Source organism: Streptomyces montanus, assembly GCF_005786655.1.
GTDB lineage: Bacteria > Actinomycetota > Actinomycetes > Streptomycetales > Streptomycetaceae > Streptomyces > Streptomyces sporangiiformans.
The window spans coordinates 1-26,211 of sequence record NZ_VBZC01000045.1 but is presented as its reverse complement, the minus strand read 5'-3'; the positions used below and the strand labels follow the sequence as shown (position 1 = coordinate 26,211).

General features: G+C 69.8%; 11 protein-coding genes, 1 tRNA gene and 4 pseudogenes. 6 read left to right on the top strand and 10 right to left on the bottom strand.

The features are described from left to right. The first annotated feature begins 698 nt into the window (after window positions 1-698). From FE633_RS32500 to FE633_RS32490, 3 genes are all read left to right on the top strand, one after another. Entirely contained in the window at window positions 699-980 is a 282-nt protein-coding gene (locus FE633_RS32500) for a hypothetical protein (RefSeq protein WP_425473255.1), read from the top strand. 184 nt (window positions 981-1,164) lie between these two features. Beyond that, window positions 1,165-2,721: a sigma-70 family RNA polymerase sigma factor gene (locus tag FE633_RS32495; protein ID WP_138048762.1), complete on the top strand. Its 1,557-nt coding sequence runs from the start codon at window positions 1,165-1,167 to the stop codon at window positions 2,719-2,721. Between the two features lie 603 nt (window positions 2,722-3,324). Beyond that, a complete protein-coding gene (locus FE633_RS32490; protein ID WP_138048761.1) occupies window positions 3,325-5,433 on the top strand; it encodes a glycoside hydrolase in 2,109 nt (702 codons plus the stop codon). Window positions 5,434-5,944: 511 nt separating this feature from the next. On the opposite strand, the pseudogene FE633_RS48790 reads toward FE633_RS32490, so the two are convergent. After that, window positions 5,945-6,203, bottom strand: a pseudogene (locus tag FE633_RS48790) (beta-L-arabinofuranosidase domain-containing protein); the annotation flags it as partial. A 1,155-nt stretch (window positions 6,204-7,358) separates the two neighbouring features. On the opposite strand from FE633_RS48790, the gene FE633_RS32480 reads away from it, so the two are divergent. Both FE633_RS32480 and FE633_RS32475 read left to right on the top strand, forming a co-directional pair. Then, window positions 7,359-8,690, top strand: coding sequence for an alpha/beta hydrolase (locus FE633_RS32480; protein WP_246113938.1), 1,332 nt, complete (start codon window positions 7,359-7,361; stop codon window positions 8,688-8,690). A gap of 238 nt (window positions 8,691-8,928) precedes the next feature. Continuing rightward, entirely contained in the window at window positions 8,929-11,757 is a 2,829-nt protein-coding gene (locus FE633_RS32475; RefSeq protein ID WP_138048760.1) for a glycosyl hydrolase family 95 catalytic domain-containing protein, read from the top strand. Window positions 11,758-12,060: 303 nt separating this feature from the next. Here FE633_RS32475 and FE633_RS49885 read toward each other — a convergent pair. Next, window positions 12,061-12,273: pseudogene (locus FE633_RS49885) on the bottom strand (glyoxalase/bleomycin resistance/dioxygenase family protein); the annotation flags it as partial. A gap of 152 nt (window positions 12,274-12,425) precedes the next feature. Here FE633_RS49885 and FE633_RS49880 point away from each other — a divergent pair. Continuing rightward, window positions 12,426-12,629: pseudogene (locus tag FE633_RS49880) on the top strand (hypothetical protein); the annotation flags it as partial. A 260-nt stretch (window positions 12,630-12,889) separates the two neighbouring features. On the opposite strand, the gene FE633_RS32455 reads toward FE633_RS49880, so the two are convergent. The 8 genes and pseudogenes from FE633_RS32455 to FE633_RS32420 form a co-directional block, all read right to left on the bottom strand. Further along, the gene (locus FE633_RS32455) at window positions 12,890-13,708 is read right to left on the bottom strand and encodes an SDR family NAD(P)-dependent oxidoreductase (protein ID WP_138048759.1); all 819 of its coding nucleotides are present in this window, start codon (window positions 13,706-13,708) and stop codon (window positions 12,890-12,892) included. A gap of 573 nt (window positions 13,709-14,281) precedes the next feature. Continuing rightward, a tRNA-Thr gene (locus FE633_RS32450) sits at window positions 14,282-14,358 on the bottom strand. 102 nt (window positions 14,359-14,460) lie between these two features. Beyond that, a complete protein-coding gene (locus FE633_RS32445; RefSeq protein WP_138048758.1) occupies window positions 14,461-16,095 on the bottom strand; it encodes an alpha/beta hydrolase in 1,635 nt (544 codons plus the stop codon). A gap of 173 nt (window positions 16,096-16,268) precedes the next feature. Next, a complete protein-coding gene (locus FE633_RS32440) occupies window positions 16,269-17,474 on the bottom strand; it encodes a DNA polymerase III subunit delta' (protein ID WP_138048757.1) in 1,206 nt (401 codons plus the stop codon). A gap of 159 nt (window positions 17,475-17,633) precedes the next feature. Beyond that, window positions 17,634-20,822: a dTMP kinase gene (gene tmk / locus FE633_RS32435; RefSeq protein ID WP_138048756.1), complete on the bottom strand. Its 3,189-nt coding sequence runs from the start codon at window positions 20,820-20,822 to the stop codon at window positions 17,634-17,636. A gap of 296 nt (window positions 20,823-21,118) precedes the next feature. After that, the gene (gene topA / locus FE633_RS32430; protein WP_138048755.1) at window positions 21,119-23,962 is read right to left on the bottom strand and encodes a type I DNA topoisomerase; all 2,844 of its coding nucleotides are present in this window, start codon (window positions 23,960-23,962) and stop codon (window positions 21,119-21,121) included. A gap of 455 nt (window positions 23,963-24,417) precedes the next feature. Continuing rightward, window positions 24,418-24,615, bottom strand: a complete 198-nt coding sequence (locus tag FE633_RS32425; protein ID WP_138048754.1) for a hypothetical protein — start codon at window positions 24,613-24,615, stop codon at window positions 24,418-24,420. 283 nt (window positions 24,616-24,898) lie between these two features. Next, window positions 24,899-26,211 (bottom strand): annotated as a pseudogene (locus FE633_RS32420) (septum formation family protein); the annotation flags it as partial.

The window sequence follows — 26,211 nt, the reverse complement described above, 5'->3', positions numbered from 1 at the left end:
TGACCAACTATGGCCTTCAAGTCAGTCATGTCATCGTCTGTCACCCCCGGGAAGGCCGGCATCCGCATGCGAACGACACCGGCATGCCGACGCGGCTCTACTACCAAGATCTGCGCCTCGGGGTCGGAACCGTCCTCCCCGGCCTGACCCAGGAGGGAGCGCGGCACCGCCGACCTGACAGAAGCTCTGCCCGGCGTCCCTCGGGTACTGCCTTTGCTCGCATTTATGGACGTGGGCAGTCTCTGATGCTTCCGACTCACGACGTACCTATAACTTTTCAGGGTGACAGTGGCCGCGCGGCCCGTTCCTTCCGCGCTTCACTCGCTGCGGCGCGCCGGTCTGCGACGATGGCGGCGCTCAGACACTGTCTGGGCTGGGCTTGGATGAGAGCCGCCTTCGGGATTCGAACCCGAGACCTACGCATTACGAGGGCTCGCGGGGTTGTGACGGCTGGTGCCGGGCGATGCCTCCGGATCCTGTTTCTCCTGGTCAGTGACGTGGGGCCTGTGCATCGCATGCCGCCTGGTCCGTCTTGGGCCGCTCCGTCCGCTCACGCAGCGCTCACGCGTGACGGCGATGCGCGCCGATGCCGTGAGCTGCGCGTGGAACTGTCTCTCCAGATGGTGTCACCAGGCAGCCGGTGGTGGAACTCGGTACACAACGCCCGTCCGTGACGCGGTAGGTGCGGGAGGGAAGGCGTGGCCCCGCAGCAGCACGAGGGCCAGTTCCTCCCGCCCATGAGCGAGTCAGGGCTCCCCTGTCCGACCTCGCCGGGCCAGGCCCTCGCTTCACAGCGCAGAGTCACCGACGAGGCCGCAGCACTGCTGCGCGGCCACCGCCTCAGAGGTCACAAGTACGCCATGGACGCCGTCCTGGCAGTCATCGCGCGCTCCGCGCAAGGACCAGTCACCATCGTCACCTCCGACCCCGAGGACATCAGTTTGCTCTGCGGACCCGCCATCGAGGTCATCAAAGTCTGACGCACCTGGTTCGCGGACACACCCGCTCACACATGACGCTCCGCAAGCCCCCGACCAAGCACGGCAATCGGTCAACGGAAAACAGGCCGGTCCAGTGACCGAACGCCGGCTCTGGCTCAAATTCGTTTTCCGACGCTAAGGTTTGGCGCCATACCCGGCGGATCGCTCCCCTGATGGGGTGGGAATGAGGCTCACTGACGCGGACCACGCGGAGCTGGTTGTCGCGGCGCAGGCCGGTGACGATCGGGCGCGCGAGGAGCTGATCGCCGCGTACCTGCCGTTGCTCTACAACATCGTCGGGCGAGCGCTGAGCGGACATGCCGACGTCGACGACGTCGTCCAGGAAACCCTGCTGCGCGTGGTGCGCGACCTGCCTGCCCTGCGCGCCCCGGAGAGCTTCCGGTCCTGGCTGGTGTCGATCACGCTCCGCCAGGTCAGTACCCACTGGCGCCGACACCGCGCCTTCGCCGACCGGACCACGGTCATCGACGACGCACGCCAGATACCGGACGCCGACGCCGTACCTGAGGACATGACGATCCTGCGTCTGCATGTGTCGGACGAGCGACGTCAGGTTGTCGAAGCCGGCCGGTGGCTCGACCCGGACCATCGGGTGCTGCTGTCGCTGTGGTGGCAGGAATGTGCCGGCTCGCTGAGCCGTGACGACATCGCCGCCGCGACGGGGCTCACGGTCCCCCACGTCGGAGTGCGCCTGCAGCGCATGCGCGAGCAGCTGGAACTGAGCCGGACGATCGTCGCCGCGCTGGAGGCCGACCCGCGCTGTCCGCAGTTGGACGAGACCGTCGTCGGCTGGGACGGTCTGCGTACATCGGTGTGGCGCAAGCGGATCGCGCGGCACACCCGCGGATGCCCGGTCTGCACGGCGACGAGGACAGAACGGGTTCCGGCCGAACTACTGCTCCTCAGCCTCGCGCCGCTGGCCGTCCCGGCCGGGCTCCTCGCCGCGCTGGCCGCCAAGGGCCTGCTCTCGGGTACGGCCGCGAGTGCCGCCGGGCTGGCCACGGCACACGTCGCCGTCGGCACGGCGGCGGCGTCGGGGGGAGGCGGTCTGCACAGCTCGCTGATCGGCAAACTCTACGCGGTGACCGCTCATCCGCTGGTGGGCCTCACCACCGGCGCGGTGCTCATCGCCGGGACCGCCACCTACACGACCTGGCCCGAACCGGCGCATCGGGCGCCCGGCGTCACCGCCGCTCCCACGGCCGGCCATCCCACGCCGACCTCGTCGCGCACCGCCACGTCGGCCGGACCGTCCCCGGTGAGTCCGTCCACCGCCGCGGTCACTGTTCCGCTGGGCGCACAGTCGCTCGAGTCTGTGGACGAGCCAGGCCTGTACCTCACCTATGCCGGCGACTTCGCGACGCTCCGCCGGGTCTCCGCGTCCAGCAGCGCGCAGACACGGCGGCAAGTCACCTTCATGGTCATCCGGGGGCTGGCCGACACACGGTGCGTCACCTTCCGCGCCGCCGACGGCCGCTATCTGCGCCACAGCTACCTGCGGCTACGGCTGAGCACCAACGACGGCAGCGAACTGTTCCGTGAAGACGCCACCTTCTGCCCGCGCCCCGGGGCGGTCGCCGGGTCGGTGACCCTGCACGCGCACAACTATCCGGGATCGGTCATCCGCCACCGCGACGGTGGCATCTGGCTGGATGGCTCCGACGGCACTCGGGCCTTCGCCGGCCAGGCTTCCTTCATCACACGCAGGGCCTTGACCTGAGAACTGCCCCCTTGAGCATGTTGTACCGAGTCGCGCAGTGACAGCCGGCGACCCTGCACCACGCCGTTCCCAACCCGGCAGCGAGCCGAGTGCTGCGCCGAATCCAGCTTCGATCCGCATGCATCGACGGCTGCCTCGCCGAGACCGGCCTGAAGGCTGATCACCGCAACCGCCGTATCACTCCTCAAAACCCTCACCGACGAGCAGGGCGGCGTGCCCTTCCCTCGTGGACGACCGGCCTGCGGGGCTAGGCATAACGCTTTTTGCCGGCGAGATACATCACTGCGCAATCGTCCGGACAGCGCGCCTTTTCTGTTACGAGAATGCGAGTCCGGAGGCCTCCACTTCGTGGGGCGCCCTTCCCGCCGCTCACCATGGCGTGCCGGCGTGGCAGGTTCCCCGACTTCCCCCGTTTACGTATCCCCCGAAGAAAGCCGCTCCAATGACGCGACACACCCACGAACCCCGGGCGACCGGTACGCAGGAACGGCCCCACGTCCTGCACTGCAGCCACCGCACCCAATCCGCGACGGATCAGGCCGTCCCGTTCAATGGGCGCACGATCACGGCACCCAGGGTGACCCTCGAACCCAGAAGAGAATCATGAAGGGCCTGCACCGGCTCGGCCGGCGTCGCCGAGCAGTGGTGATAGGGCTGTCGGCCGCAGCGGCGGTGGCCGGTGCCGTGACGCTCCTTCCCAGCTCCGCCGGAGCCGCCACCCTGGGTACGCAGGCGGCCCCCTCGGGCAGGTACTTCGGCACCGCTGTGTCCGCCGGAAAGCTCGGTGACTCGACGTACGCCACGATCTTGGACCGGGAATTCAACATGATCACCCCGGAGAACGAGATGAAGTGGGACACCACGGAACCCTCCCGGGGATCGTTCAACTTCGGTCCGGCCGACCAGATCGTCAGCCACGCGACCTCCCACGGGCAGCAGATGCGCGGGCACACTCTGGTGTGGCACTCCCAGTTGCCCAACTGGGTCAGCGGCATCACCGACGCTGCCACGCTGCGCAGCGTGATGAACAACCACATCACCACCCAGATGACCCATTTCAAGGGCAAGATCCACTCCTGGGACGTGGTCAACGAGGCGTTCGCCGACGGATCCACCCAGCACCGCAGCTCGGTGTTCCAGAACGTGCTGGGCGGCGGGTTCATCGAGGAAGCGTTCCGCACCGCCCGGGCGGCCGACCCGGCGGCCAAGCTGTGCTACAACGACTACAACATCGAGAACTGGACCGACGCCAAGACTCAGGGCGTGTACGCGATGGTGCGCGACTTCAAGTCCCGTGGCGTACCCATCGACTGTGTCGGGTTCCAGAGCCACTTCGGCACCAGCGGGCCGCCGGCCAGCTTCGGCACCACGCTGTCGAACTTCGCCGCGCTGGGCGTGGACGTGCAGATCACCGAGCTGGACATCGCCACCGCCCCGCCGACCGCGTACGCCAACACCGTCAAGGCGTGCCTGAACGTGTCGCGGTGCACCGGCATCACCGTGTGGGGCATCCGCGACAGCGACTCGTGGCGGAGCGCGGACACCCCGCTGCTGTTCGACAGCGGCGGCAACCCCAAGCCGGCCTACGACGCCGTGATCAGCACCCTGGGCGCCGGCACCAGCTCGTCCGCCGGCCCGTCCGCCAGCCCGTCCGCCAGCTCGTCGTCGACTGATCAACCGCGCACAAAGACCCGACGAGTCCGCCCAACGGCCAGCGGGACCACCACGTCCCCCTCCCCGTCCGCCACCGGCTCCCTGCCGTCGACGTTCCAATGGAGTTCCAGCGGGGAGCTGATCGCGCCGAAGTCGGATGCGAGCCACAACATCGCCGGGATCAAGGACCCGTCGGTGGTGTACTACAACGGCAAATACCACGTGTTCGCCAGCGTGGCCGACTCGTCCGGGTACAGCATGGTGTACCTGAGCTTCACCGACTGGTCGCAGGCGGGTTCAGCCACCCATCACTACCTGGACCAATCGCCGATCGGCAAGGGGTATCGGGCCGCGCCGCAGGTGTTCTACTTCGCTCCACAGAACCTCTGGTATCTGGTGTACCAGACCGGTGATAACGCGTCGTACTCGACCAATGCGGATATCAGCAACCCGAACGGGTGGAGCGCCCCGAAGGGCTTCTACTCCTCAATGCCGACGATCATTTCGCAGAACATCGGCAACGGGTACTGGGTGGACATGTGGGTGATCTGCGACTCGGCGAACTGCTACCTGTTCTCCTCCGACGACAACGGACACCTGTACCGGTCGCAGACCACGCTGTCGCAGTTCCCCAACGGGATGACCAACACCGTCATCGCCGCGCAGGACGCCGACCGCAACAACCTCTTCGAGGCCAGCAACGTCTACAAGGTCCAGGGCAAGAACCAGTACCTGCTGCTCGTGGAGGCGATCGGGTCGGACGGCCGACGCTACTTCCGATCCTGGACATCGGGCAGCATCGACGGCTCGTGGACCGCGCTGGCGGCCAGTGAGAGCAACCCGTTCGCACGGGCCGGCAACGTCACCTTCCCCGCGGGCGCCTGGACCAAGGACATCAGCCACGGGGAGATGATCCGGGCCGGGTACGACCAGACCCTGACCATCAGCCCCTGCAAGATGCAGTTCCTGTACCAAGGCAGAGACCCCAACTCCAGCACCGACTACAACAGCCTGCCCTGGCGACTCGGGCTGTTGACTCAATCCAACTCCACCTGCTGATACTCCGCTCCGACTTCGCGGTCTTGCGTCGGCCCGGGCAGGAACGGAACGGCCACCGCGTGATCGACGGGGGTTGTGTGGACTCCCGAAGATCGCGTGGTGGCCGCGGGCCGTAGCGCGGACCCTGCCCGTCGGCGGTCGATGTTCATGACGACGGCGTCCGCCCTGGCCTTCCGACCGGCAGCCGGGTGGCGTGCCCCCGCACCCGAGCCCGCGCTGCACCGCGACCATGGCAAAGGCCCTCCGTGATCTTCACGGAGGGCCAAATGGCTTCATGGCCACCCCCCCCCCGCCCCCGTCACCGTCCTGACCCCGGGCCTCGGGCCTCGGGCCCCGGGCCCCAGGCCCCAGGCCCCGAGGACCTCCTCATGCTGTACGGTCCCGGCGTCCACGTCATCAAGGTCTGGCACAGGGCGATGCCGGGTCGGCCGCGACCTCCGACTCGCCGCCGCTCAGCACGGCTCTCCCCATTCATCTGGGCATTCCGCCACCGTACGGGCGGCCTTGTCCCGGCACCGTTGATGGACAATCGGTGGTTGGCCCGGAAGTTGCACAGCAACCGGTCGACATCGACGAACCGCAGATAGTTCTGTGTGCGGTTCTGGTTGTCCAGCCATCGGCTCGCGGTCAACCGGACCTGACCGAGTTCGAAGGGGTACGCGGACACCCCGATCTCGGTCCGGTCCGGGCGGATTGCGGCTCGGGCGGGTGAGTTCCCGATGGTGGATTCAGCGGTCGGAGGCGAGGCCTGCGGCCCCGGCGACCCGCAGTAGCCGTCGCCGACTGACGGAGGAGGACCTTCTGTACGCTTTCCGTGATCAAGGAAAGCGCATGCGCCCTTGTTGACGATTACTTATGTGCGCAACCTGCGGCTCATCTTTGCGCTGCTTCACCATCAGCGCAATCCCTCGATTTGGATCGCGCGAGCTTCTGCTGATCGCCGCAGCCGACCGCAGGGCGGGCCGGAGCCCTTCCTTCTTGGTGCGGAAGAGTTTCGGACAACGAGCGGGAAGGTTGGTTTCGTTGAGTTTCGGAAGTGACACCCTGCGGGAGCGCCGGTAAACCGGTAAATATCTCCCGCATCACCGGCTCCCGCTTCGGATTTCGTTGGTATTTCGTAGCCACTTCCGCTCCGCTTGAGGGTGACCCATTCGAATGTCGCCTCAGAACCGCGCGAAGTGTGACCGTAAGGCGCCACATACGACGATTGACACCCCGTCAGCCCCAACCTACTCTCCGTTCAGGTCGGCGAACGGTGAACGATATATCGAACAATCGTCAGGCGGGCCGATGGGACGTCCCAAGAGACGATTACTCACTTCGGTTCCGGCGTCAGTCAAGAGCCGCCCCCGACGCCGCTGAACTCCGGACCGTGGTCCACCAGCACGCGCCGCTCGCCCGTACGCCTCCGCTGATCGCCGCCTTCCGCACTTCAGCGCCCCGCGCGAACACAGAAGAGGAATCCCATGGGTAGCCTCACACGCCGTCACACGATGTCATCGCCGCCCGGACCGGGCACGCGGCCAACGCGGCGCGTTATGGCGCTCTCCGCCGCGCCGGCGCCGCCGGCGCCTGGAGTCCGGCGTACACCAGCTTCACCGACCGGACCACGACCATCGCCCCCTGCAACCTCCAGCTCCTTTACCAGGGCCTGAACCCCGGACGGCGGCGACTACTCCAACTCCCCTGCCGTCCCGGCCTCGCCACCAACTGCTCTCCCTGCTGGAAACGGTTACCCGATACGGCTGCCCGGCCGTGAGAGCAGACGCGATCGGCCGGGCGGTTCCGCTCTCCGTCGGTGGAAGCCGGCGAATTCCCACCGACGAGGGCTTCAACCCCGCGGGCCCGCGGGCCCGCTCGCCGCCTGGCAGACCCGCCGACCCGGAACTCCCCCATCCACCCGCACCTCCGACAAGGAGCACAACATGGCCGTGAACAGACGCACCTTCCTGGGACTGGGCGCAGCCGGAGCCGTGGCCGCCGTCCATGCGTACGGCGCCACCGCGGCAACGGCATCCTCGTTAGCCCCGGCAGCCGCGCCGACCCAGCGATTCGCCATCGGGGTGAGGGAGTACGCCTGGAGCCGTGGCAGCCGCCGGCTGACCACCCGGATCTTCTACCCCGCCACCGGCACCCCGGGCGGCAATCCCGTCGTCAACGCCCCCATCGCCAACGGCGTATTTCCCATCTGCGAGTTCAGCCACGGCCTCGGCGGCAACCCGGAGAGCTACGCACCGCTGGTCCGCCCCTTGGCCGAGGCCGGATTCGTCGTCCCCGCACCCGTCTTCCCCACCACCTCCAGCGGCACCTCAGGCAACATCCAGGACGTCTACAACGGAAACCAGTCCATGGATGTCTCCCAGGTCATCACCAACACCCTCGCCCTCAACACCACGGCCGGCAGCCCGTTCGCCGGGCGCCTCGACACCACCACCGGCGTCGGCGTCGCGGGACACTCGCTGGGCGGCATGACCACCCACGGGCTACTGACCGCCTGGCCGGACAGCCGGATAGCCGCCGCCGTCCCCTTCGCCTGTGTCGACATGGGCAACCCCAGCACCACGGTCAAGGCCAACGTCCTGTTCGTCCACGGCGATCAGGACCCCGTCTGCCAGTACTCCTCCGCGCGCCAGGCCTACGGGGAACTGCCCGCGCCCAAGGCGTTCCTCACCCACCGTGGCACGGGCCACGACCAGTACATATGGAGCGGCTACAACCACACCCAGACCGTCGCCACCTACGTGGACTGGATGCGCTGGAGTCTCTACGCCGACACCGCCGCCCGCGACCGCCTCCGCACCGACGCCACCTCCAACACCTCCACCACCACCTGGGAAGCCGTCCTCACCCCCCTCCCCACCGGGCCGACGGTCAGCCTCCGCTCCCGGGCCAACAACCAGTACGTCTGTGCGCAGAACGCCGGAGCCAACCCACTCATCGCCAACCGCACCGCCATCGGCGACTGGGAACGATTCGACCTGATCGACCTCGGCGACAAAAACGTCGCGCTGAAGGCCCGCGTCAACGGCCAGTACGTCTGCGCCGAGAACGCCGGTGCCGACGCGCTCATCGCCAACCGCACCGCCGTCGGACCCTGGGAGACCTTCCAGCGCGTGAACAACTCCGACGGCACCATCAGCCTGCGCGCACAGGCCAACAACCTGTACGTCACGGCCGGGAACGCCGGAACCGACCCGCTCATCGCCGGCCGCACGACAATCGGCCCCTCCGAGTCGTTCGACCTCATCAGCGGCTGACCGGCCGCCCCGAAGGGCGCGAACCCCCGTGGGCCATCCGTCATATGAGTGCTCAGAAGCTGTTGTCCCACTCCGATTCGGGCCTGGAGCGGCGCTGGACAACAGCTTCTCAGGCAACAGACGGGCACGTCTCTTCCCCGACGCCCGGCCCATGGCAGCCGACCGGAACCGCAGGCAACCCGGTCCCCCCCCCCACTTCCCGGCGCCATTCAGCGGCGTCCCGACCCAGGAGCACACCATGTCTCCTCACACGAATCGCAGACATTTCCTGGCCCTGTCCGCCGCGGGCGTGGGCGCCGGTGCCCTCACCGGCGCCGGCTCCGCCACGACCGCGCACGCGGCCTCTCCTGCCGGCGCCTCGGGCGGGGCCGACCGGCCCCGGGCTGTGGGCCCGCTGCGCCTGTGGTACCCGAGCGCGGCGAGCGAATGGCTCCGGGCGCTGCCGATCGGCAACGGCAGGCTCGGCGCCATGGTCTTCGGCGGTGTGCAGAGTGAACAGCTTCAGCTCAACGAGGACACCGTCTGGGGCGGTGGCCCCTACGACCCGGCGAACTCCAAGGGCCTGGCCAACCTGCCGGAGATCAGACGCCGGGTGTTCGCCAACGACTGGTCCGGCGCCCAGTCGCTGATCGACAGCACCTTCATGGGCACGCCGCTGGGTCAGATGCCGTACCAGACGGTGGGCAACCTGCGGCTGAACTTCCCCTCCGGCGGGACGGCCACCGGCTACCACCGCGAGCTCGACCTGACCACCGCCGTCGCCCTCACCCGCTACACCCGCGACGGCGTCACCTACACCAGGGAGGTCTTCGCCAGCGGGGCCGACCAGGTGATCGTGGTCCGGCTGACCGCCAGCACCACTGGGCGCATCTCGTTCTCGGCGACCTTCGACAGCCCTCAGTCCAGTTCCCGTAACTCGCCCGACCCGCAGACCATCGCGCTGGACGGGTCCGGCGAGAGCGTGAGCGGGCTCACCGGCCGGATACGGTTTCGCGCGCTGGCGACCGTGCGCACCACCGGCGGCTCGGCGAGCAGCTCGAACGGCACCCTGAACGTCAGCAACGCCGACGCGGTGACGCTGCTGATCTCGATCGGCACCAACTACAACACGTACACGGACCTGAACGCCGACCAGAACAGCCGTGCACTCACCCCACTGACCGCCGCGGCCGCCCGGCCCTACGACCAGCTGCGGTCCCGCCATGTGGACGACTACCAGCAGTACTTCGGCCGGACCAGTCTGGATCTGGGCACCACCTCGGCGGCCGACCTGCCCACCGACCAGCGGGTCTCCGGCTTCGCGGCGGGCAATGACCCGCAACTGATCACGCTGTTCTTCCAGTTCGGCCGGTACCTGCTGATCTCCTCCTCCCGGCCCGGCAGCCAGCCGGCCAACCTCCAAGGCATCTGGAATGACGCGCTCCGCCCGCAGTGGAGCTCGAAGTACACCGTCAACATCAACACCGAGATGAACTACTGGCCCGCCGGCCCGGCCAACCTCGTCGAGACGATGGAACCGGTCCTGCGGATGCTGGACGACCTGTCCGTCGCCGGGGCGCGAACCGCCCGACTTCAGTACGGCGCCGGTGGCTGGGTCACCCACCACAACACCGACGGATGGCGCGGCACCGCACCGGTCGACGGCGCACTGTGGGGCATGTGGCAGACCGGTAGCGCCTGGATGGCGCTGCACATCTGGGAGCACTACCGCTTCACCGGCGACCTGGACGCACTACGTCGGCGCTACCCGGTCCTCAAGGGAGCCGCACAGTTCTACCTCGACACCCTCGTCCAGGACCCGGGCACCGGCTATATGGTCACCTGCCCGTCCAACTCCCCGGAGAATTCCCATCACGCGGGTGTCTCGGTCTGCGCCGGCCCCACCATGGACATGCAGATCCTCCGCGATCTCTTCCAGGCGGTCGCCGACGCCTCGACGCTGCTGGGCACCGACGCGGACTTCCGCAGCCGGGTGCTTGCACTGCGCGGCCGCCTGGCACCCATCAAGGTCGGTGCCCAAGGGCAGATCCAGGAGTGGCAGGCGGACTGGGACTCCGGCGCCCCCGAACAGAACCACCGGCACGTCTCGCACCTGTACGGCCTGCACCCCAGCAACCAGATCACGGTCCGCGGCACCCCGTCTCTGGCTCAGGCGGCCCGCGCCACCCTGGAACGGCGCGGCGATGCCGGCACCGGCTGGTCCCTCGCGTGGAAGATCAACTTCTGGGCCCGGCTGGAGGACGGCCGCCGCTCCTACAAGCTGCTGCGCGACCAGCTGACACCGGACCGCACTGCTCCCAACCTGTTCTGTCTGCACCCCCCCTTCCAGATCGACGGCAACTTCGGCGCCACCGCGGGCATCGCCGAATGGCTGCTGCAATCCCATGCCGGTGAAGTCCACCTGCTGCCCGCACTGCCCCCTGAACTCCCCAACGGCCAGGTCACCGGTCTGGTGGCCAGAGGGGGCCAAACCGTCGGCATCACCTGGGCCAACGGGGTGATCACCCAGGCCACCCTGCGCCCCCGGCACACCGGCACCGTCCGGATCCGCACCAGTGTCCCGGTAAATGTGTCGGCGGGTGGCCAAGCGGTGTCCGTGCAGCGAGTGGAGCCCACTCTGATCTCCTTCGACGCCGCCGCCGGAAGCGTGTATCAGCTGTCTCCTCGCCCCGCCCCGGTTGTCAGTCTCCGTGCCCGGGCCAACAACCAGTACGTGAGCGCCGGAACCAACGGTTCGTCCGCGCTGACCGCCAACCGCACGACGATCGGTGTCGGGGAGCGCTTCGACCTGATCGACCTCGGGAACGGCGCACTCGCACTGCGGTCCCACGCGAACGGCCAGTACGTCTGCGCGGAGAACACCGGAGCCGACCCCCTGATGGCCAACCGCACCGCGATCGGCCCCTGGGAGACCTTCCAGCGCGTGAACAACGCCGATGGCACCGTCAGTCTGCGAGCCCAGGCCAACAATCAGTATGTCTGCGCGGAGAACGGCGGAGCCGACCCTCTGACAGCCAACCGCACGGCGATCGGCCCCTGGGAATCGTTCGACCTGATCACCGGATGACCGCCACCAGGCGTACCGCGCTCACGGCCGGCTCTCAGTCACCCTCCAGTGATCCCTGACCAACGAGCAGAGGCTGCGCACGTTCCTCCCCTGGAAGTTCGATGACCTGCTCCGGCAACCAGGACAGCAGCAGCTCCTCCACATGCCGTGGCTCCCACAGCCCCAGCCGACCGTCGACAAGTCGCCCGGTGCCGGTAATCCAGCGCTGCCTCGGCCATGAACCCGTCCACCGGCAGACCCTGCTCCCCGGACCACCGGACCAGGCGGGCGACCAACAGCCCGCACGCCGCCTCGAACTCCTCCTCAGCCCCGGGACCAGTCACCGTCCTCGCCTCCGACTCCGAGGAGCCTCGACCTCGCGGGTGCAGCAGGTGCGGCCCTCCGCTTGGCCACGGTGTTGGCGTCGGTCTTGCGAGTGGCGTCGTTCTCCTCCGCCGTGGCCAGGCCAACCTCGCCCAGGTGGGCAGTGGCGGCACAAACAGCCTCAGTGCTCTCGACCTCGACGCCGAGGTGGTCCGAGTCGCCTCATCTGCGGCGTCAAACTCGGTGATGACCATGGATGCTCCTGCCCTCAAGGCCTGTGATCCCCCGGGCCGCTGCGCCCGCGACCTCGTCGGGCGTGAACTCGCGGAACAGCCACTCAGGGCACAGGCCAATCGCGCTCACCCCTGCGGATCGTCGACCTGGTGATCAGCAGGGTGGACGAGCGCCTGAAGGACCCGGACATGGGGCATCGAGCTCGCCCGATCCGCCAAGGAACTGCTCGCGGAGGGGGCTACGACCCCGTCATGGGCGCCCGGCCGTTGCGCCGCACGATCCAGCGCGAGATCGAGGACAGCCTGTCGGAGAAGATCCTCTTCGGCGAGCTGCGCCCCGGTCACATCGCGGTCGTGGACACCGACGGCGAGGGCGACGCCAAGACCTTCACCTTCCGCGGCGAGGAGAAGTCGGCGCTGCCGGACGTCCCGCCGATCGAGCAGGCGGCCGACGGAGAAAGGCCGCCTCTGGCACGGAGTTCTGAGCACCTACCGGCCTTGAGCGGCCCGCTGTTCCTCCACCGCCGTGGACCTCAAGCCCGCCCCGTGGACCGCGGTGGTCGGCGCGAGACCGACTGGCGACCCAGCAGAAGGGATCAACCCTCGTTGTCGCGCCGGGTGATGCGGAAATCAAATGGAACATGGCCGGGATCCAGCGCAGTCACGCCCCCGTCCACGGTCAGTACAGCGCCGTTGACGAAGGACGCAGCCGGCGACAGCAGCCAGGCGATGGCCTCGGCCACCTCACGAGGCTCCCCGGGGCGGCGTGCCGGCAGCAGCCGGGTGGCCTCCTCATATGCTCCGTCGACCCCAGCGGAGGCCAGGCCAGCGTCCTCGGCGAACCGGGCCATGCGGCGGTCGGCCATCTCCGTGCGCACCCAACTGGGGCAGACGGTGTTGGCCCGCAAGCCCTGAGGCCCGTAGTCCACAGACAGCGACCGGCACAACTGCAGCAGTGCCGCCTTGGAGGTGGCGTAGGCGGCATTGCCCATCCCGTTGCGCAGGGCAGCAACCGAAGCGACCGCGACGACAGATCCCCGGGCCCGGAGCAAGTGCGGCAATGCCGCCCGCATCAGAAGGAAGGGGCCGGTGAGATTGGTACGAAGCACCGCCTCCCAGTCCTCATCGGACAGTTCCCCGACACTCCCGCTGCGTCCCACTCCCGCATTGACGACCAACCCATCGAGTCGACCGAATCGCGCGACCGCAGTTTCGACGAGGTGAAGAACAGCGTCCGGGTCTGCGGTATCAGCCGGGCAGGCCAAGGCTCCGGTTTCCGTTGCGACGCGTTGCAAAGGCTCCGGTCGTCGCCCGGAGACGACAACATCGTGCCCGGCCGCCCGAAGCAGCCGCGCGGTTGCCGCACCGATTCCCGTTCCTCCCCCGGTCACGATCACAACACGCTGATCCGACATGGGTGTTCGGCCTCCTGTCACTATCGGATCGGGCGACGTGATCTTACGTGGTTGCGGATCAGGGACCAGAGTCAGCGTGGCTAACGCGACTGCATCAAGCCGAAGTTGAACGCTGCGCCTACGGCCCGGCCAACGGCGCCGGCTCATTTGTGCGACGCCCTGCGCAGTGCGGCTGCCAGACGATGAGACAGCCCGGCCCCGAGTTCAGCTCGAGCACTTGTGGAAACCCGACAGAAGCTCCTGACCTCCGAATCTTCACGGGGAGACGGGTCAGGTGTCCACAGCCGGGGAGATAACTCTGCACTCATGACTTCTCACAGCCCGAATCCGGTGCGCGGCTGTCCGTTCGCCCCGTTTTGACCACAAAGCCCAGCCACCGACACACCGACTTCCACGAGACCAGAGCAGCGAAATCACCGTCTCCCGCAAAAGCCCAGGTCACAGGCCCAGGTCTGCAGACCCCGATGCGCACCCCTTGCGCGCCTCTTCCCCGACGGCCACCCCGCAATCTGACCAACCACCAGGAGCTAAACACAAAAGACCAGGTCAGAGGGCATCTGACCTGGTCTCGGATGGAGCCGCCTTCGGGATTCGAACCCGAGACCTACGCATTACGAGTGCGTTGCTCTGGCCATCTGAGCTAAGGCGGCGTGCTGTCCGCACTATGGTGCGATCGGCAACGTCGGTAAGTCTACACAGTTTCCGGGGGTGCTCCGTACGTGGCCTGGGGGCACCCCCGGTCGTCCTGGCGATCAGGCTGCTGAGCAGCGTTTTCCCTTGGCCGGCGGGGTGCCCTGCAGGAGGTAGCGGTTGATCGTGGAGTCGATGCAGGTGCTGCCGCGGCCGTAGGCGGTGTGGCCGTCGCCGTTGTAGGTGAGGAGGGTGGCGGAGGAGAGCTGGGCGGCGAGGGACCGGGCCCAGGGGTAGGGGGTGGCGGGGTCACGGGTGGTGCCGACCACGACGATGGGGGCGGCGCCCTTCGCCTCGATGCGGTGGGGTTCACCGGCCGGCATCACGGGCCAGTACGCGCAGTTCAGGGAAACCCAGGCGAGGCCCTTGCCGAAGACCGGGGAGGCCTTCTCGAAGGAGGGCAGGGCTTCCTCGACCGCCTCGGGAGAGGCAAAGGCCGCCGGCAGGTCCAGGCAGTTCACCGCCGCGTTCGCGAACATCAGGTTCTCGTACTGTCCGTCGGCGCCGCGCTCGTAGTAGCTGTCGGAGAGGACGAGCAGGCCCGCCCCGTCCTCGTACTTCATGGCCATGGTGAGAGCCTCGCGCAGCTGCGGCCAGGCCTCCTCGTCGTACATCGCGGCGATGACGCCGGTCGTCGCCAGTGCCTCCCCGAGCTTGCGGCCGTCGGCGTCGCCCGCGTCGATGGGCGAGGCGTCGAGTCGCCGGAAGAAGGCCTTCAGGTTCTTGCCGACCCGCTTCGGAGTCGTACCCGGGCCGCCCAGAGGGCAGTCGGACTGGCGTACGCAGTCCTTGGCGAAAGCCTGGAAGGCTGTCTCGAATCCGGCCGTCTGGTCCTCGTTCGTCCTGCGGGCGGTCAGCGACGGGTCCATCGCACCGTCCAGGACCAGGCGTCCCGCCCGGTCCGGGAACAGCCCTGCGTATGTGGCGCCCAGGAACGTGCCGTACGAGGCGCCGACGTACGTCAGCTTCCTGTCCCCCAGCACGGCCCGCAGGACGTCCATGTCGCGGGCCGCCTCGACCGTGGACACATGGCGCAGCAGCTTGGCCGAGCGCTGCCCGCAGCCCTCCGCGAACTCCTTGTACGCGTCGACCAGTTCGCCCTTCTCCCGCGCGTTGTCGGGGGTGATGTCGGTCTGGGTGTACGTGTCCATCTCGCGGCCGGTGAGGCATTCGACCGGCTCGCTGCCGGCGACGCCGCGCGGGTCGAGGGCGACCATGTCGTAGCGGGCGCGGACTTCCGCCGGGTAGCCAATGGCCGCGTGCGACTGGAGGTAGCCGACGGCCGAACCGCCCGGGCCGCCCGGGTTGACCAGCAGCGAACCCAGCCTCTTGCCCGGGCCCGTCGCCTTCTTGCGGGCGACGGCCAGACTGATGTCGCCGGAGGCCGGCTTGGCGTAGTCGAGCGGCGCCTTCAGCGTGGCGCACTGGAAGTCGGGGACGCCGCAGCCGCGCCAGTTCAGCTTCTGTCCGTAGTACGGAGCGAGTGCCGACGGGATGGCCTTGGGCAGCGCGGCAAGTGCCGAGGCCCCTGCCGGGCCGGCGGAGCTGGCCCAACCCCCCGCGGAGCAGGCCGAGATGAGCAGTCCGGCGGTCGCGAGCAGCGCGCCGCACGCACGGAGGGAGGACCGGTGGGAACGGATGGACCGGGCCCGGATTGACCGGCCCGGAGTTGGCCTGAGCTGGCGCCTGGTGTGCATCCTGCGAGAGTAACTCTGCGCGATCGCGATATCACTGAGAGTTGCTGGCGCGACTCATATGAGTGACCTCGTCAAATCTGCTGGACGGGGTGCGCCAGGGCACGGCGCCCTGGCGCCAGGGACCTCGCCCCACGGCAACCTGCCGCACGGCGTCCCGCCAGTACCGCCCCCGCTCACCCCGCCCGCAACGCCATCGTCATCGCCTCCACCGCCAGCAGCGGCGCCACATTGCGGTCGAGGGCCTCGCGGCAGGCGGCGATCGCGTCTATGCGGCGCAGCGTGGCTTCGGGGGACGCCGCTCGCGCGAGGCGCTCCAGCGTGTCCTGCATCTCGGTGTTGGCGAGGGCGACGCTGGTGCCGAGCTGGAGGGCGAGGACATCGCGGTAGAAGGCGGTGAGGTCGATCAGGGCGAGGTCCAGGGTGTCGCGCTGCGTACGCGTTCTGCGGCGCTTCTGCTTGTCCTCCAGCTCCTTCACCACACCCGCGGTGCCGCGCGGCATGCGGCCACCCTGGGCCGCGCCGAGCGCCGCCTTCAGCTCCTCGGTCTCCTTGGCGTCGATCTCCTCGGCCATCTGCTTGGCGTCCTCGGCGGCCGCGTCGATCAGCTCCTGGGCCGCCTTGAGGCAGCCGCCGACGTCGTCGATGCGGAGCGGGAGCTTGAGGACCGCCGCGCGGCGCTCGCGGGCGCGCGCGTCCGTGGCCAGGCGGCGAGCACGGCCGATGTGGCCCTGGGTGGCGCGGGCGGCGACGGCCGCCACGTCCGGCTCGATGCCGTCGCGGCGTACGAGGACGTCGGCGACTGCGGCCACGGGTGGCGTCCGGAGCGTGAGGTGGCGGCAGCGGGAGCGGATGGTGGGCAGTACATCCTCGATGGAGGGCGCGCACAGGAGCCAGACCGTGCGGGGGGCGGGTTCCTCGACGGCCTTCAGCAGTACGTTGCCCGCGCCCTCCGTGAGGCGGTCGGCGTCTTCCAAGACGATGACCTGCCAGCGGCCGCCGGCCGGGGACATCTGGGCGCGGCGGACCAGGTCGCGGGTCTCCTTGACGCCGATGGAGAGCAGATCGGTGCGGACGATCTCCACGTCGGCGTGGGTGCCGATCAGACTCGTGTGGCAGCCGTCGCAGAACCCGCAGCCGGGGACTCCGCCGAGGGCGCGGTCGGGGCTCACGCAGTGCAGGGCCGCCGCGAAGGCCCTTGCCGCGGTGGAGCGGCCCGAGCCCGGCGGGCCCGTGAACAGCCAGGCGTGCGTCATCTTCGACGCCTCGGGGAGCGGGGTGCCGGCGGCCACCGCCGTGACCAGGGCGTCGGCGTCCCGGGCGGCGGCTTCGAGCTGCGCGCTCACCTTCTCCTGCCCCACCAGGTCGTCCCATACGGGCATCCGGTTGCCGCCTTCCGTCGCGCACGTGCCCTGCCGCGTCCCATTGTGCGGGAGGGGACTGACAACGCAGGCACGGGAGGCACGGCAGCCGGCGTCGTGGGTACGGCGGCGCCAGGCGGATCGATCAGATCCCAGCAGCGTGCGCGCCGACGCCGTACGTCAGCGTCCCCGGCGGCGCCCGCGCCCCTCGTCCCAGCCCTCGTCCTCGCGCGGGCCCAGCAGCTCGTCCGCCAGCGACGGAAGATCGTCGAGCGGGGTCTCCTCCGCCCAGTCCGAACGTGAACGTCGGTGGGAGCCGTCCTCGGCGTCGAACTGGGGCAGCTCACGGGTGCGGGCGTCGGAGCCGTCGGGCCTCGGCGGCTCGTCCCGGAAGTACCCCGGGGGCACCCGGTCGTCCGCCGAGCCGCTCCTCCGCTCGCCCCCACGGTCCTCCCGTGCGGCTTGGTCCTCTCGTACGGGAGGAAGGACGGCCGTCTCATCGGCGGCCCCCTGCGGCTCCGGAGGCTGCGGCAGCACGGCCGTTTCCTCGGCGTCCGGGCCGGCGCCCTGGGGCTTCACGGGAGGCAGCACGGTGGTCTCGTCGTTCGCTCCCGCGGGCGAGTCCGCGGGCGAGTTCGCCGGCGCGTTCTTCGGGGTCACGACGGGCGTCGGCACCGTGGTCTCGTTGTCCGGCGTGGCCGCAGACTCGTCGTCGCGCGCAGCGGCTGGGGATCCGGAACCCTCCGTACCGACAGAGGGGGACCCCGCGGCCGCCGCCGTCGCAGCCGCCGAAGCCGCGGCCGCCGCCCTGCGGGCCTCCTCGGCCCGCACCAGCGCCTCCTCGGCCTTCCGCTGCTTCTCCAGGCGGCGCTCCTCCGCCTCCGCGCGGAGCCGCGCCTCCTCGGCGGCCTGCTTGCGCAGACGCTCCTGCTCGGCCGCGCGCGCCTGCTCCTCGGCGAGCCGCCGCGCTCGCTCCTCCTCGGCGCGCCGCCGTGCCTCTTCCGCCCGCTGCCGGGCTTCCTCGGCCTGCCGCTCGGCCTCGCGCCGCTGTGCCTCCTCCAGCTCGCGCTTCTTGCGCTCCTCTTCCTCCGCCCGCAGCCGGGCGAGCTGCTCCTGGCGCTCGCGCTCCAGGCGCTCCTCCTCGGCCTTGCGGGCGGCCTCTTCCTCGGCGCGCCGCCGCGCCTCCTCCTCGGCCGCCTTACGGGCCTCCTCCTGGGCCTTCACCTCGGCCTCGGAGAGCGGCAGCAGCATGTCGAGCCGATGCCGGATGACGGTGGTGACCGACTCGGGCTCCTGCCCGGCGTCGACCACCAGGTAGCGCGTGGGGTCGGCGGCCGCGAGCGTCAGAAAACCGGACCGCACGCGCGCGTGGAACTCGGCGGGCTCCGACTCCAGCCGGTCCGGTGCCTCCGTGAACCGCTCGCGGGCGGCTTCCGGCGACACGTCGAGCAGCACCGTCAGATGCGGTACGAGCCCGTTCGTCGCCCAGCGGTTGATGCGAGCGATCTCGGTCGGGGAGAGGTCACGACCCGCTCCCTGGTACGCCACCGAGGAGTCGATGTACCGGTCCGAGATCACGACCGCGCCCCGCTCCAGCGCGGGCCGCACCACGGTGTCCACGTGCTCGGCGCGGTCGGCGGCGTACAGCAGCGCCTCGGCCCGGTGCGACAGGCCGGCCGAGGACACGTCCAGCAGGATCGACCGCAGCCGCTTTCCGACGGGGGTGGCGCCCGGCTCGCGCGTGAGCACGACCTCGTGCCCCTTGGCCCGGATCCACTCCGCGAGTGCCTCGGCCTGCGTCGACTTCCCGGCCCCGTCGCCACCCTCCAGAGCGATGAAGAAGCCGGCGGTGGCGGGCGCCTGCACGGGGTCGTCCCCGCCTCGCAGCGCGTCCCTCAGGTCATGGCGCAGCGGCACCCCGGAACGGTCGTCGATCTTGGCCAGCACCAGCGCGGCGACCGGCAGCAGCAGAGCGCCGACGAGCATCAGGGTGAAGGCGGCGCCGCCGTGCGCGAACACGAACTTGCCGCTCTCCAGCCGGTGCCGCCCGATGGCCGACGCCACCACGGGGCCCACCACGGCGCCCAGGGCGACGTAGACCCGTACGACCGCGTGCAGATGCTCCGTCGTCCGCGCCCGCCGGTCGTCCTCGGTCTCCTGGTCGAGCAGCGTGTGCCCGGTGTTCGCGGCGATGCCCGCGCCGACGCCGGCGAGCGCCACGATCAGGATCACCGTGGCGACGTCCGGGACGAGCCCGGCGGCGAGCAGTGCGACCCCGGTGAAGGCGATCGCCAGGGCGAGCAGCCGGCGCCGCGACAGGGACGGCAGCAGGGAGGGTGCCGTACGGATCCCGGCGACGGTGCCGCCGGTCAGCGCGAGCACGAGCAGCCCGTACGTCACCGGCCCGCCGCCCAGGTCCTTGGCGTGCAGCACGGCGACGGCGACGGCGGCCGCGACCGCCCCGCCGACGGCCGCGCAGGCGAAGACCAGCAGCGGAATCGCGCCGGTGCGCCCCTTGTCGACGCCGGTGCCGGTCTTGGGGCGGCGCAGGCCTTCGAGCGGCGACCGCGCGCGGGGGGTGCGCGCGTCGGGCAGTTCGAGGAACGTGAGTACCGACAGGGACGCGGCGAACAGGCCCGCGCAGACGTACGACGCGAGCGCCGCCTGGTGCTGGTCGAACCAGGTCAGTCCGGCACCCAGCAAGTTGTTGACGAGTCCGGCCAGGACGAGCGCGGCAGCCGCGAGGGGCACCGCCACGAATCCCGTACGCAGCGACAGGCGACGCAGCGCGTCCATGTGGTCCGGCAGCGGGCGGACCGACGCGCCCTCCGGGGGCGGCGGGGGGAGCAGCGCGGGCGCCGCGCTCTCGCGGCACACCGTCCAGAAGCGCTCGGCGACCCCGGTCACGAACGCGGTCACCAGGATCACGGCCAGCGCGTCCTCGGGCGTCCAGTCGATCCACAGGGGCGCGATGATCAGCAGCGCGACCCGCAGGCCGTCCGCGACCACCATGGTCCAGCGGCGGTCGAGCGGCCCGTCCGGGGAGGTGAGAGAGGTGAGCGGTCCCAGGAGCACGGCCCCGAAGAGCAGGGTCGCCAGAATGCGCGTCCCGAAGACCGCCGCGACGGCGAGCGCCACTCCTCGGTAGCCACCGCCGAAGGAAGCTTCGGCGATCGCGGCCTGGAAGGCCAGGACGACCAGGACGAGCAACGCGAGGGCGTCGCCGACATCGCCCACCAACTGCGCGCTCCACAACCGCTTCAGCTGCGGCCGACGCAGCAGGGCGCGAACGGCGCGCTCCCGGGAGTCTGCGACCAGGGCTTCGTCGGGGGCCGCTGTCTGGGCCGTAGGCTGCTCGGCTCGCGTCATGCAATCAGCCTATCGGCAGGCGCTGACACCCCGAAAAGGAGCCCGACACATGCGGACGCGAGGCCTCCGAGGGGCGCCGTACATACGGACGCAAAGCCTCCGGAGGTGTCGCCGCGCCTCCGTGCCGGACGACTGTCCGTCGGCGCGAAGGCCCGAGCGCCGCGGCGCGAACGCACGAACGCACGAACGCCGCGGCGATCGATGCACGATCGCTGCGGCGTCGATGCACGATCTCCGCGGCGCAAAGGCGCGACCACCGCGGGCGCGAAGGCCCACCGCGGCCCGAAGGCGCGAGCTCAGCCCTCCGAAGCCCCGGTCTTCTTGGCGGCTGCCTTCTTGGCGGGAGCCTTCTTCGCGGCCGTCTTCGAAGCCGCCGTCTTCTTGGCGGCTGTCTTCTTGGCAGGGGCCTTCTTGGTGGCCGTCTTCTTGGCCACAGCCTTCTTCGTCGTCTTCTTGGCGGGCCCCTTCGCCCGCTTCTCCGCGAGCAGCTCGAAGCCCCGCTCCGGAGTGATCGTCTCGACGCTGTCGCCGGACCGGAGGGTCGCGTTGGTCTCGCCGTCGGTGACGTACGGCCCGAAGCGCCCGTCCTTGACGACGACCGGCTTCCCGCTGACCGGGTCCTCGCCGAGCTCCTTCAGCGGCGGCTTGGCGGCGGCGCGGCCACGCTGCTTGGGCTGGGAGTAGATCTCCAGCGCCTCTTCCAGCGTGATCGTGAAGAGCTGCTCCTCGGACTGGAGCGAGCGCGAGTCGGTGCCCTTCTTCAGGTACGGCCCGTAGCGCCCGTTCTGCGCGGTGATCTCCACGCCTTCGGCATCCTTGCCGACGACGCGCGGCAGCGACATCAGCTTGAGCGCGTCCTCCAGGGTCACCGTGTCCAGGGACATCGACTTGAAGAGCGAGGCCGTACGCGGCTTGACCGCGTTCTTGCCGGTCTTCGGGGTGCCCTCGGGGAGCACCTCGGTGACATACGGCCCGTAGCGCCCGTCCTTGGCGACGATCTGGTGGCCGGTGACCGGGTCGGCGCCCAGCTCGAAGTCGCCGCTCGGCTTGGCGAGCAGCTCCTCCGCGTACTCCACCGACAGCTCGTCCGGAGCCAGATCGTCCGGGACGTCCGCGCGCTGGTGGATCTCGGAGTCCTTCTCACCGCGCTCGACGTAGGGGCCGTAGCGCCCGACGCGCAGCACGATGCCGCTGCCCACGGGGAACGACGACACCTCGCGCGCGTCGATCGCGCCCAGGTCGGTGACGAGCTCCTTGAGGCCGCCGAGATGGTCCCCATCGCCGTTGCCCGCCTCGGCCGCGGTGCCGACGCCGTTGGCCGTGGCGGAGCCGCTGTCGGGTGCGGTCTCGCCGAAGTAGAACCGCTTCAGCCACGGCACGGACTGCGCCTCGCCCCGCGCGATGCGGTCGAGGTCGTCCTCCATCTTGGCGGTGAAGCTGTAGTCGACGAGCCGGCCGAAGTGCTTCTCCAGAAGGTTGACCACGGCGAAGGACAGGAAGGACGGCACCAGGGCCGTGCCCTTCTTGAACACGTAACCGCGGTCGAGGATGGTCCCGATGATCGACGCGTACGTCGACGGGCGGCCGATCTCGCGCTCTTCGAGCTCCTTGACGAGGCTGGCCTCGGTGTAGCGGGCCGGGGGCTTGGTGGCGTGGCCGTCGACCGAGATCTCGTCGGCGGACAGCGCGTCGCCCTGGCTGACCTGCGGCAGCCGGCGCTCACGGTCGTCGAGCTCGGCGTTCGGGTCGTCCGCGCCCTCGACGTACGCCTTCAGGAAGCCGTGGAAGGTGATGGTCTTGCCGGACGCGCTGAACTCGGCGTCGCGGCCGTCGGAGGCCGTGCCACCGATCTTCACCGTGACGGAGTTCCCGGTCGCGTCCTTCATCTGGGAGGCGACTGTCCGCTTCCAGATCAGCTCGTAGAGCTTGAACTGGTCGCCGGTCAGTCCGGTCTCGGCGGGTGTGCGGAAGCGGTCGCCGGAGGGGCGGATCGCCTCGTGCGCCTCCTGCGCGTTCTTGACCTTCCCGGCGTACGTCCGCGGCCGGTCCGGCAGGTAGTCGGCGCCGTACAGCTGCGTGACCTGCGCTCGGGCGGCGGCGACCGCCGTGTCCGAGAGGGTCGTGGAGTCCGTACGCATGTAGGTGATGAAGCCGTTCTCGTACAGCTTCTGCGCCACCTGCATCGTGGCCTTCGCACCGAAGCCGAGCTTGCGCGAGGCCTCCTGCTGCAGGGTCGTCGTACGGAACGGCGCGTACGGCGAGCGGCGATACGGCTTCGACTCGACGGACCGTACGGAGAAGTTCGTGTGCTCCAGGGCGGCGGCGAGCGCGCGGGCGTTCGCCTCGTCGAGGTGCAGTGTGTTCGCGCTCTTCAGCTGCCCGAGCGAGTTGAAGTCGCGCCCCTGGGCGACGCGCCTGCCGTCGACCGTCGTCAGGCGTGCGACCAGGGAGGACGGGTCGCTCGGGTCGCCGGCACGGCCCGTGCCGAAGGTGCCCGTCAGATCCCAGTACTCGGCCGAGCGGAAGGCGATGCGCTCGCGCTCCCGCTCGACGACCAGCCGGGTCGCCACGGACTGGACACGGCCGGCCGACAGACGCGGCATGACCTTCTTCCACAGGACCGGCGACACCTCGTAGCCGTAGAGGCGGTCGAGGATGCGGCGGGTCTCCTGGGCGTCGACGAGCTTCTGGTTGAGCTCGCGCGGGTTGGCGACGGCGGCCTGGATCGCGGCCTTGGTGATCTCGTGGAAGACCATCCGCTTGACCGGGACCTTGGGCTTGAGCACCTCCTGGAGGTGCCACGCGATGGCCTCGCCCTCGCGGTCCTCATCGGTGGCGAGGAAGAGCTCGTCGGAGTCGCGCAGGAGGTCCTTGAGCTTCTTGACCTGCGCGCGTTTGTCGGCGTTCACGACATAGATGGGCTGGAAGTCGTGCTCGACGTCCACGCCGAGGCGACGGACCTCGCCCGTGTACTTCTCGGGGACCTCCGCGGCGCCGTTCGGGAGGTCGCGGATGTGCCCGACGCTCGCTTCGACGACGTAGCCGGGGCCGAGGTAGCCCTTGATCGTCTTCGCCTTGGCAGGCGACTCGACGATGACGAGTCGGCGGCCGCCGTGTGCGGTCTCGCTGGTCGGGGACAACTTCGCTCTTCTCTCCGGTCGACGCAGGGGGTCTCGCCCCGGGCCTTGGTCCCAGGGGTCGGGTCATGCTGACGCTGCGGAGTGTGACGGTACAGCCCGCCCCCGTGTCAAACGGGAAAAGCTCGCAACGGCCACTCGAACGGTAACCCGACTCCCGCCATTCCTGCCGCCCGGAGTGTCGACCAGCCACTTCGACCCCATCCGGAGGGTTACCTATCAATTACCGAACGGCAAGATGGCGACGGCGGACGATCCGGCCGGCCGACCGGCCCGAGACGACAACTCCCGCCTGCCGGAAGCCGACACTCCGGAGCAGTCGAGTCCGGCGCTCCGGAGACCGGAGGCGTCCGCTCCAGTGACCGGAGGCCGATCCTCCGGAGACCGGAGTCACATCGGGATCCGGTCTTCGGTCACACGGGAACCCGGTCTTCGGTCGCGCCGGCAACCCTGTCTTCTCAGACGCGGGTGAAGCACCACACCGCGAGGAGGAGCGCGGACGTCCCGGCGAAGCTCGCGACCATCGCCGAGGCGACCGGACTCACCCCGTCGGCAACGGGTCCGCCGTGCCGCAGCCGGGCCACGGTCCACACCAGCAGTCCGGCTCCGAACAGGGCGAACACCGCTCCCGTAAAGATCGCCGGTCCGCTCTCCATGGTTCGTTCCCTCCGCTTTGGGGTGCCCAAGGACGGGAGGCTGACACCTCCAGGAGGCCAGAACGCGAACCCACGGTGAATTCGGGGCGTACCCGCCCCGCCAGGGTGCCCCCGGGGCGTGCCTCCAGGGCCCCTCTGGCCTCCAAAGCCCCCTGGGTCCCAGCGATACCCAACGCCTCCAACGGCTCCAACGGCTCCAACGAACATCAGCGCCCCCTGGGGCCCCAGGGCCCCCGCGGCCGGCGCTGTGACCACAAGTGACCACACCATCGGACACAGCCGGTCACACCGTGCCGGGCGTCGATATCTTCCCGCTCGTCTTCTCACCGTCGGTGCGGCTCACGGTGCACACCGCCTTGCTGAATCCGTCGTTCCAGTCGTCCTTGTCCGCCACCCAGCCGTAGACCGTGCGATCCGGGCCGGGCGCCCAAGTCGACTCGAATTTGTTGCCGCAGAGCTTGTTCGCGTTGTCGACGCCCTTCTTGTGGTCCATGTTCGCCGGGGCCCGGACGACGCCTATCACCTGATCGGTGTGCGGCTTGGCGCAGTCGGTCAGCGGGGCCTTGTAGCCGTCCTTCTGCTCGTTGTAGATCCAGCAGTCGCCGATGCTCATCTGGCCGACCCACAACTCCGTCCCCCCGTCCCGGAAGCGCCCCACTTCACCTCCGATCGCGGCATGCCGTCCGAGTACCAGACATGCCGTACCGCCCTCGGCCGTACCGAACCCCTGCTTCGTCGGCGTCACGGCGTAGACACCCGCGTCGGGCAGGGCGTCGGCGGTCGCCTGGGCCTGCCGCTCGCAGCGCCTCGCGCCCTCGGCGCGAGCGTCGGCGTAGTCGGTCGCCGTGTCGACGGCCACGACCTGACCGTCCGGCCAGTCCTCCCCGCAGTCCACGACGCCCAGGTTCGGCTCCGACGTGAACGGCGCCCCCGACCAGACCGCCTTCACACAGTCCCCGGCCTTCAACGGATCGGTGAGGCCGACCCGTTCGCCGTACGGATACACCGGTCCCGTCGCTGTCGGAGAGGGCTCCGGCTTGCTCGGCGAAGCCGACTTCTCCCCACCGGACTTCGCCTTCTTGTCGTCGTCACCGCCGAGCCCGACGACCGCCCACGCGCCGCCGCCGACCGCCAGCACGACGGCGACGACGATCGCGACGACCGCCCAAGCGGGGAACTTACGGCGCCGCCCGCCGAGAGGACCGTCGCCGCCGGCCCCGCCCCCGCCCCCGGGAGACCCGCCGTCGGAACCGGACTGCCCCGGCGGGCCACCCGCGTAGGAGGCAGCGGAACCAGCACCCGCATAGGGCGGGAACGGATCACTCGCGTACGGATTCGCTGGCTCATACCGACTCCGGGAGCCGGACCCCTGCCAGGAGTCCGCCCCCGATGGGGCGCCCGGAGTGTGCGGCGTCTGCGCGGTGTGGGGAGTCTGGGGCGTGTGCGGCGCCGGGGCCGCGGTCGTGGGCGTGTACGAGGCCCGCTGCGGTGGTGAACCACCCAGCGCGGGGGCGCCGCCCTGCCCCGCTCCGGCGGGCGCCCCAGGCGTCTCGGGCCCCGCCCAGGGGCCGGGCGCTCCGGGCGTGGCCCCAGGTG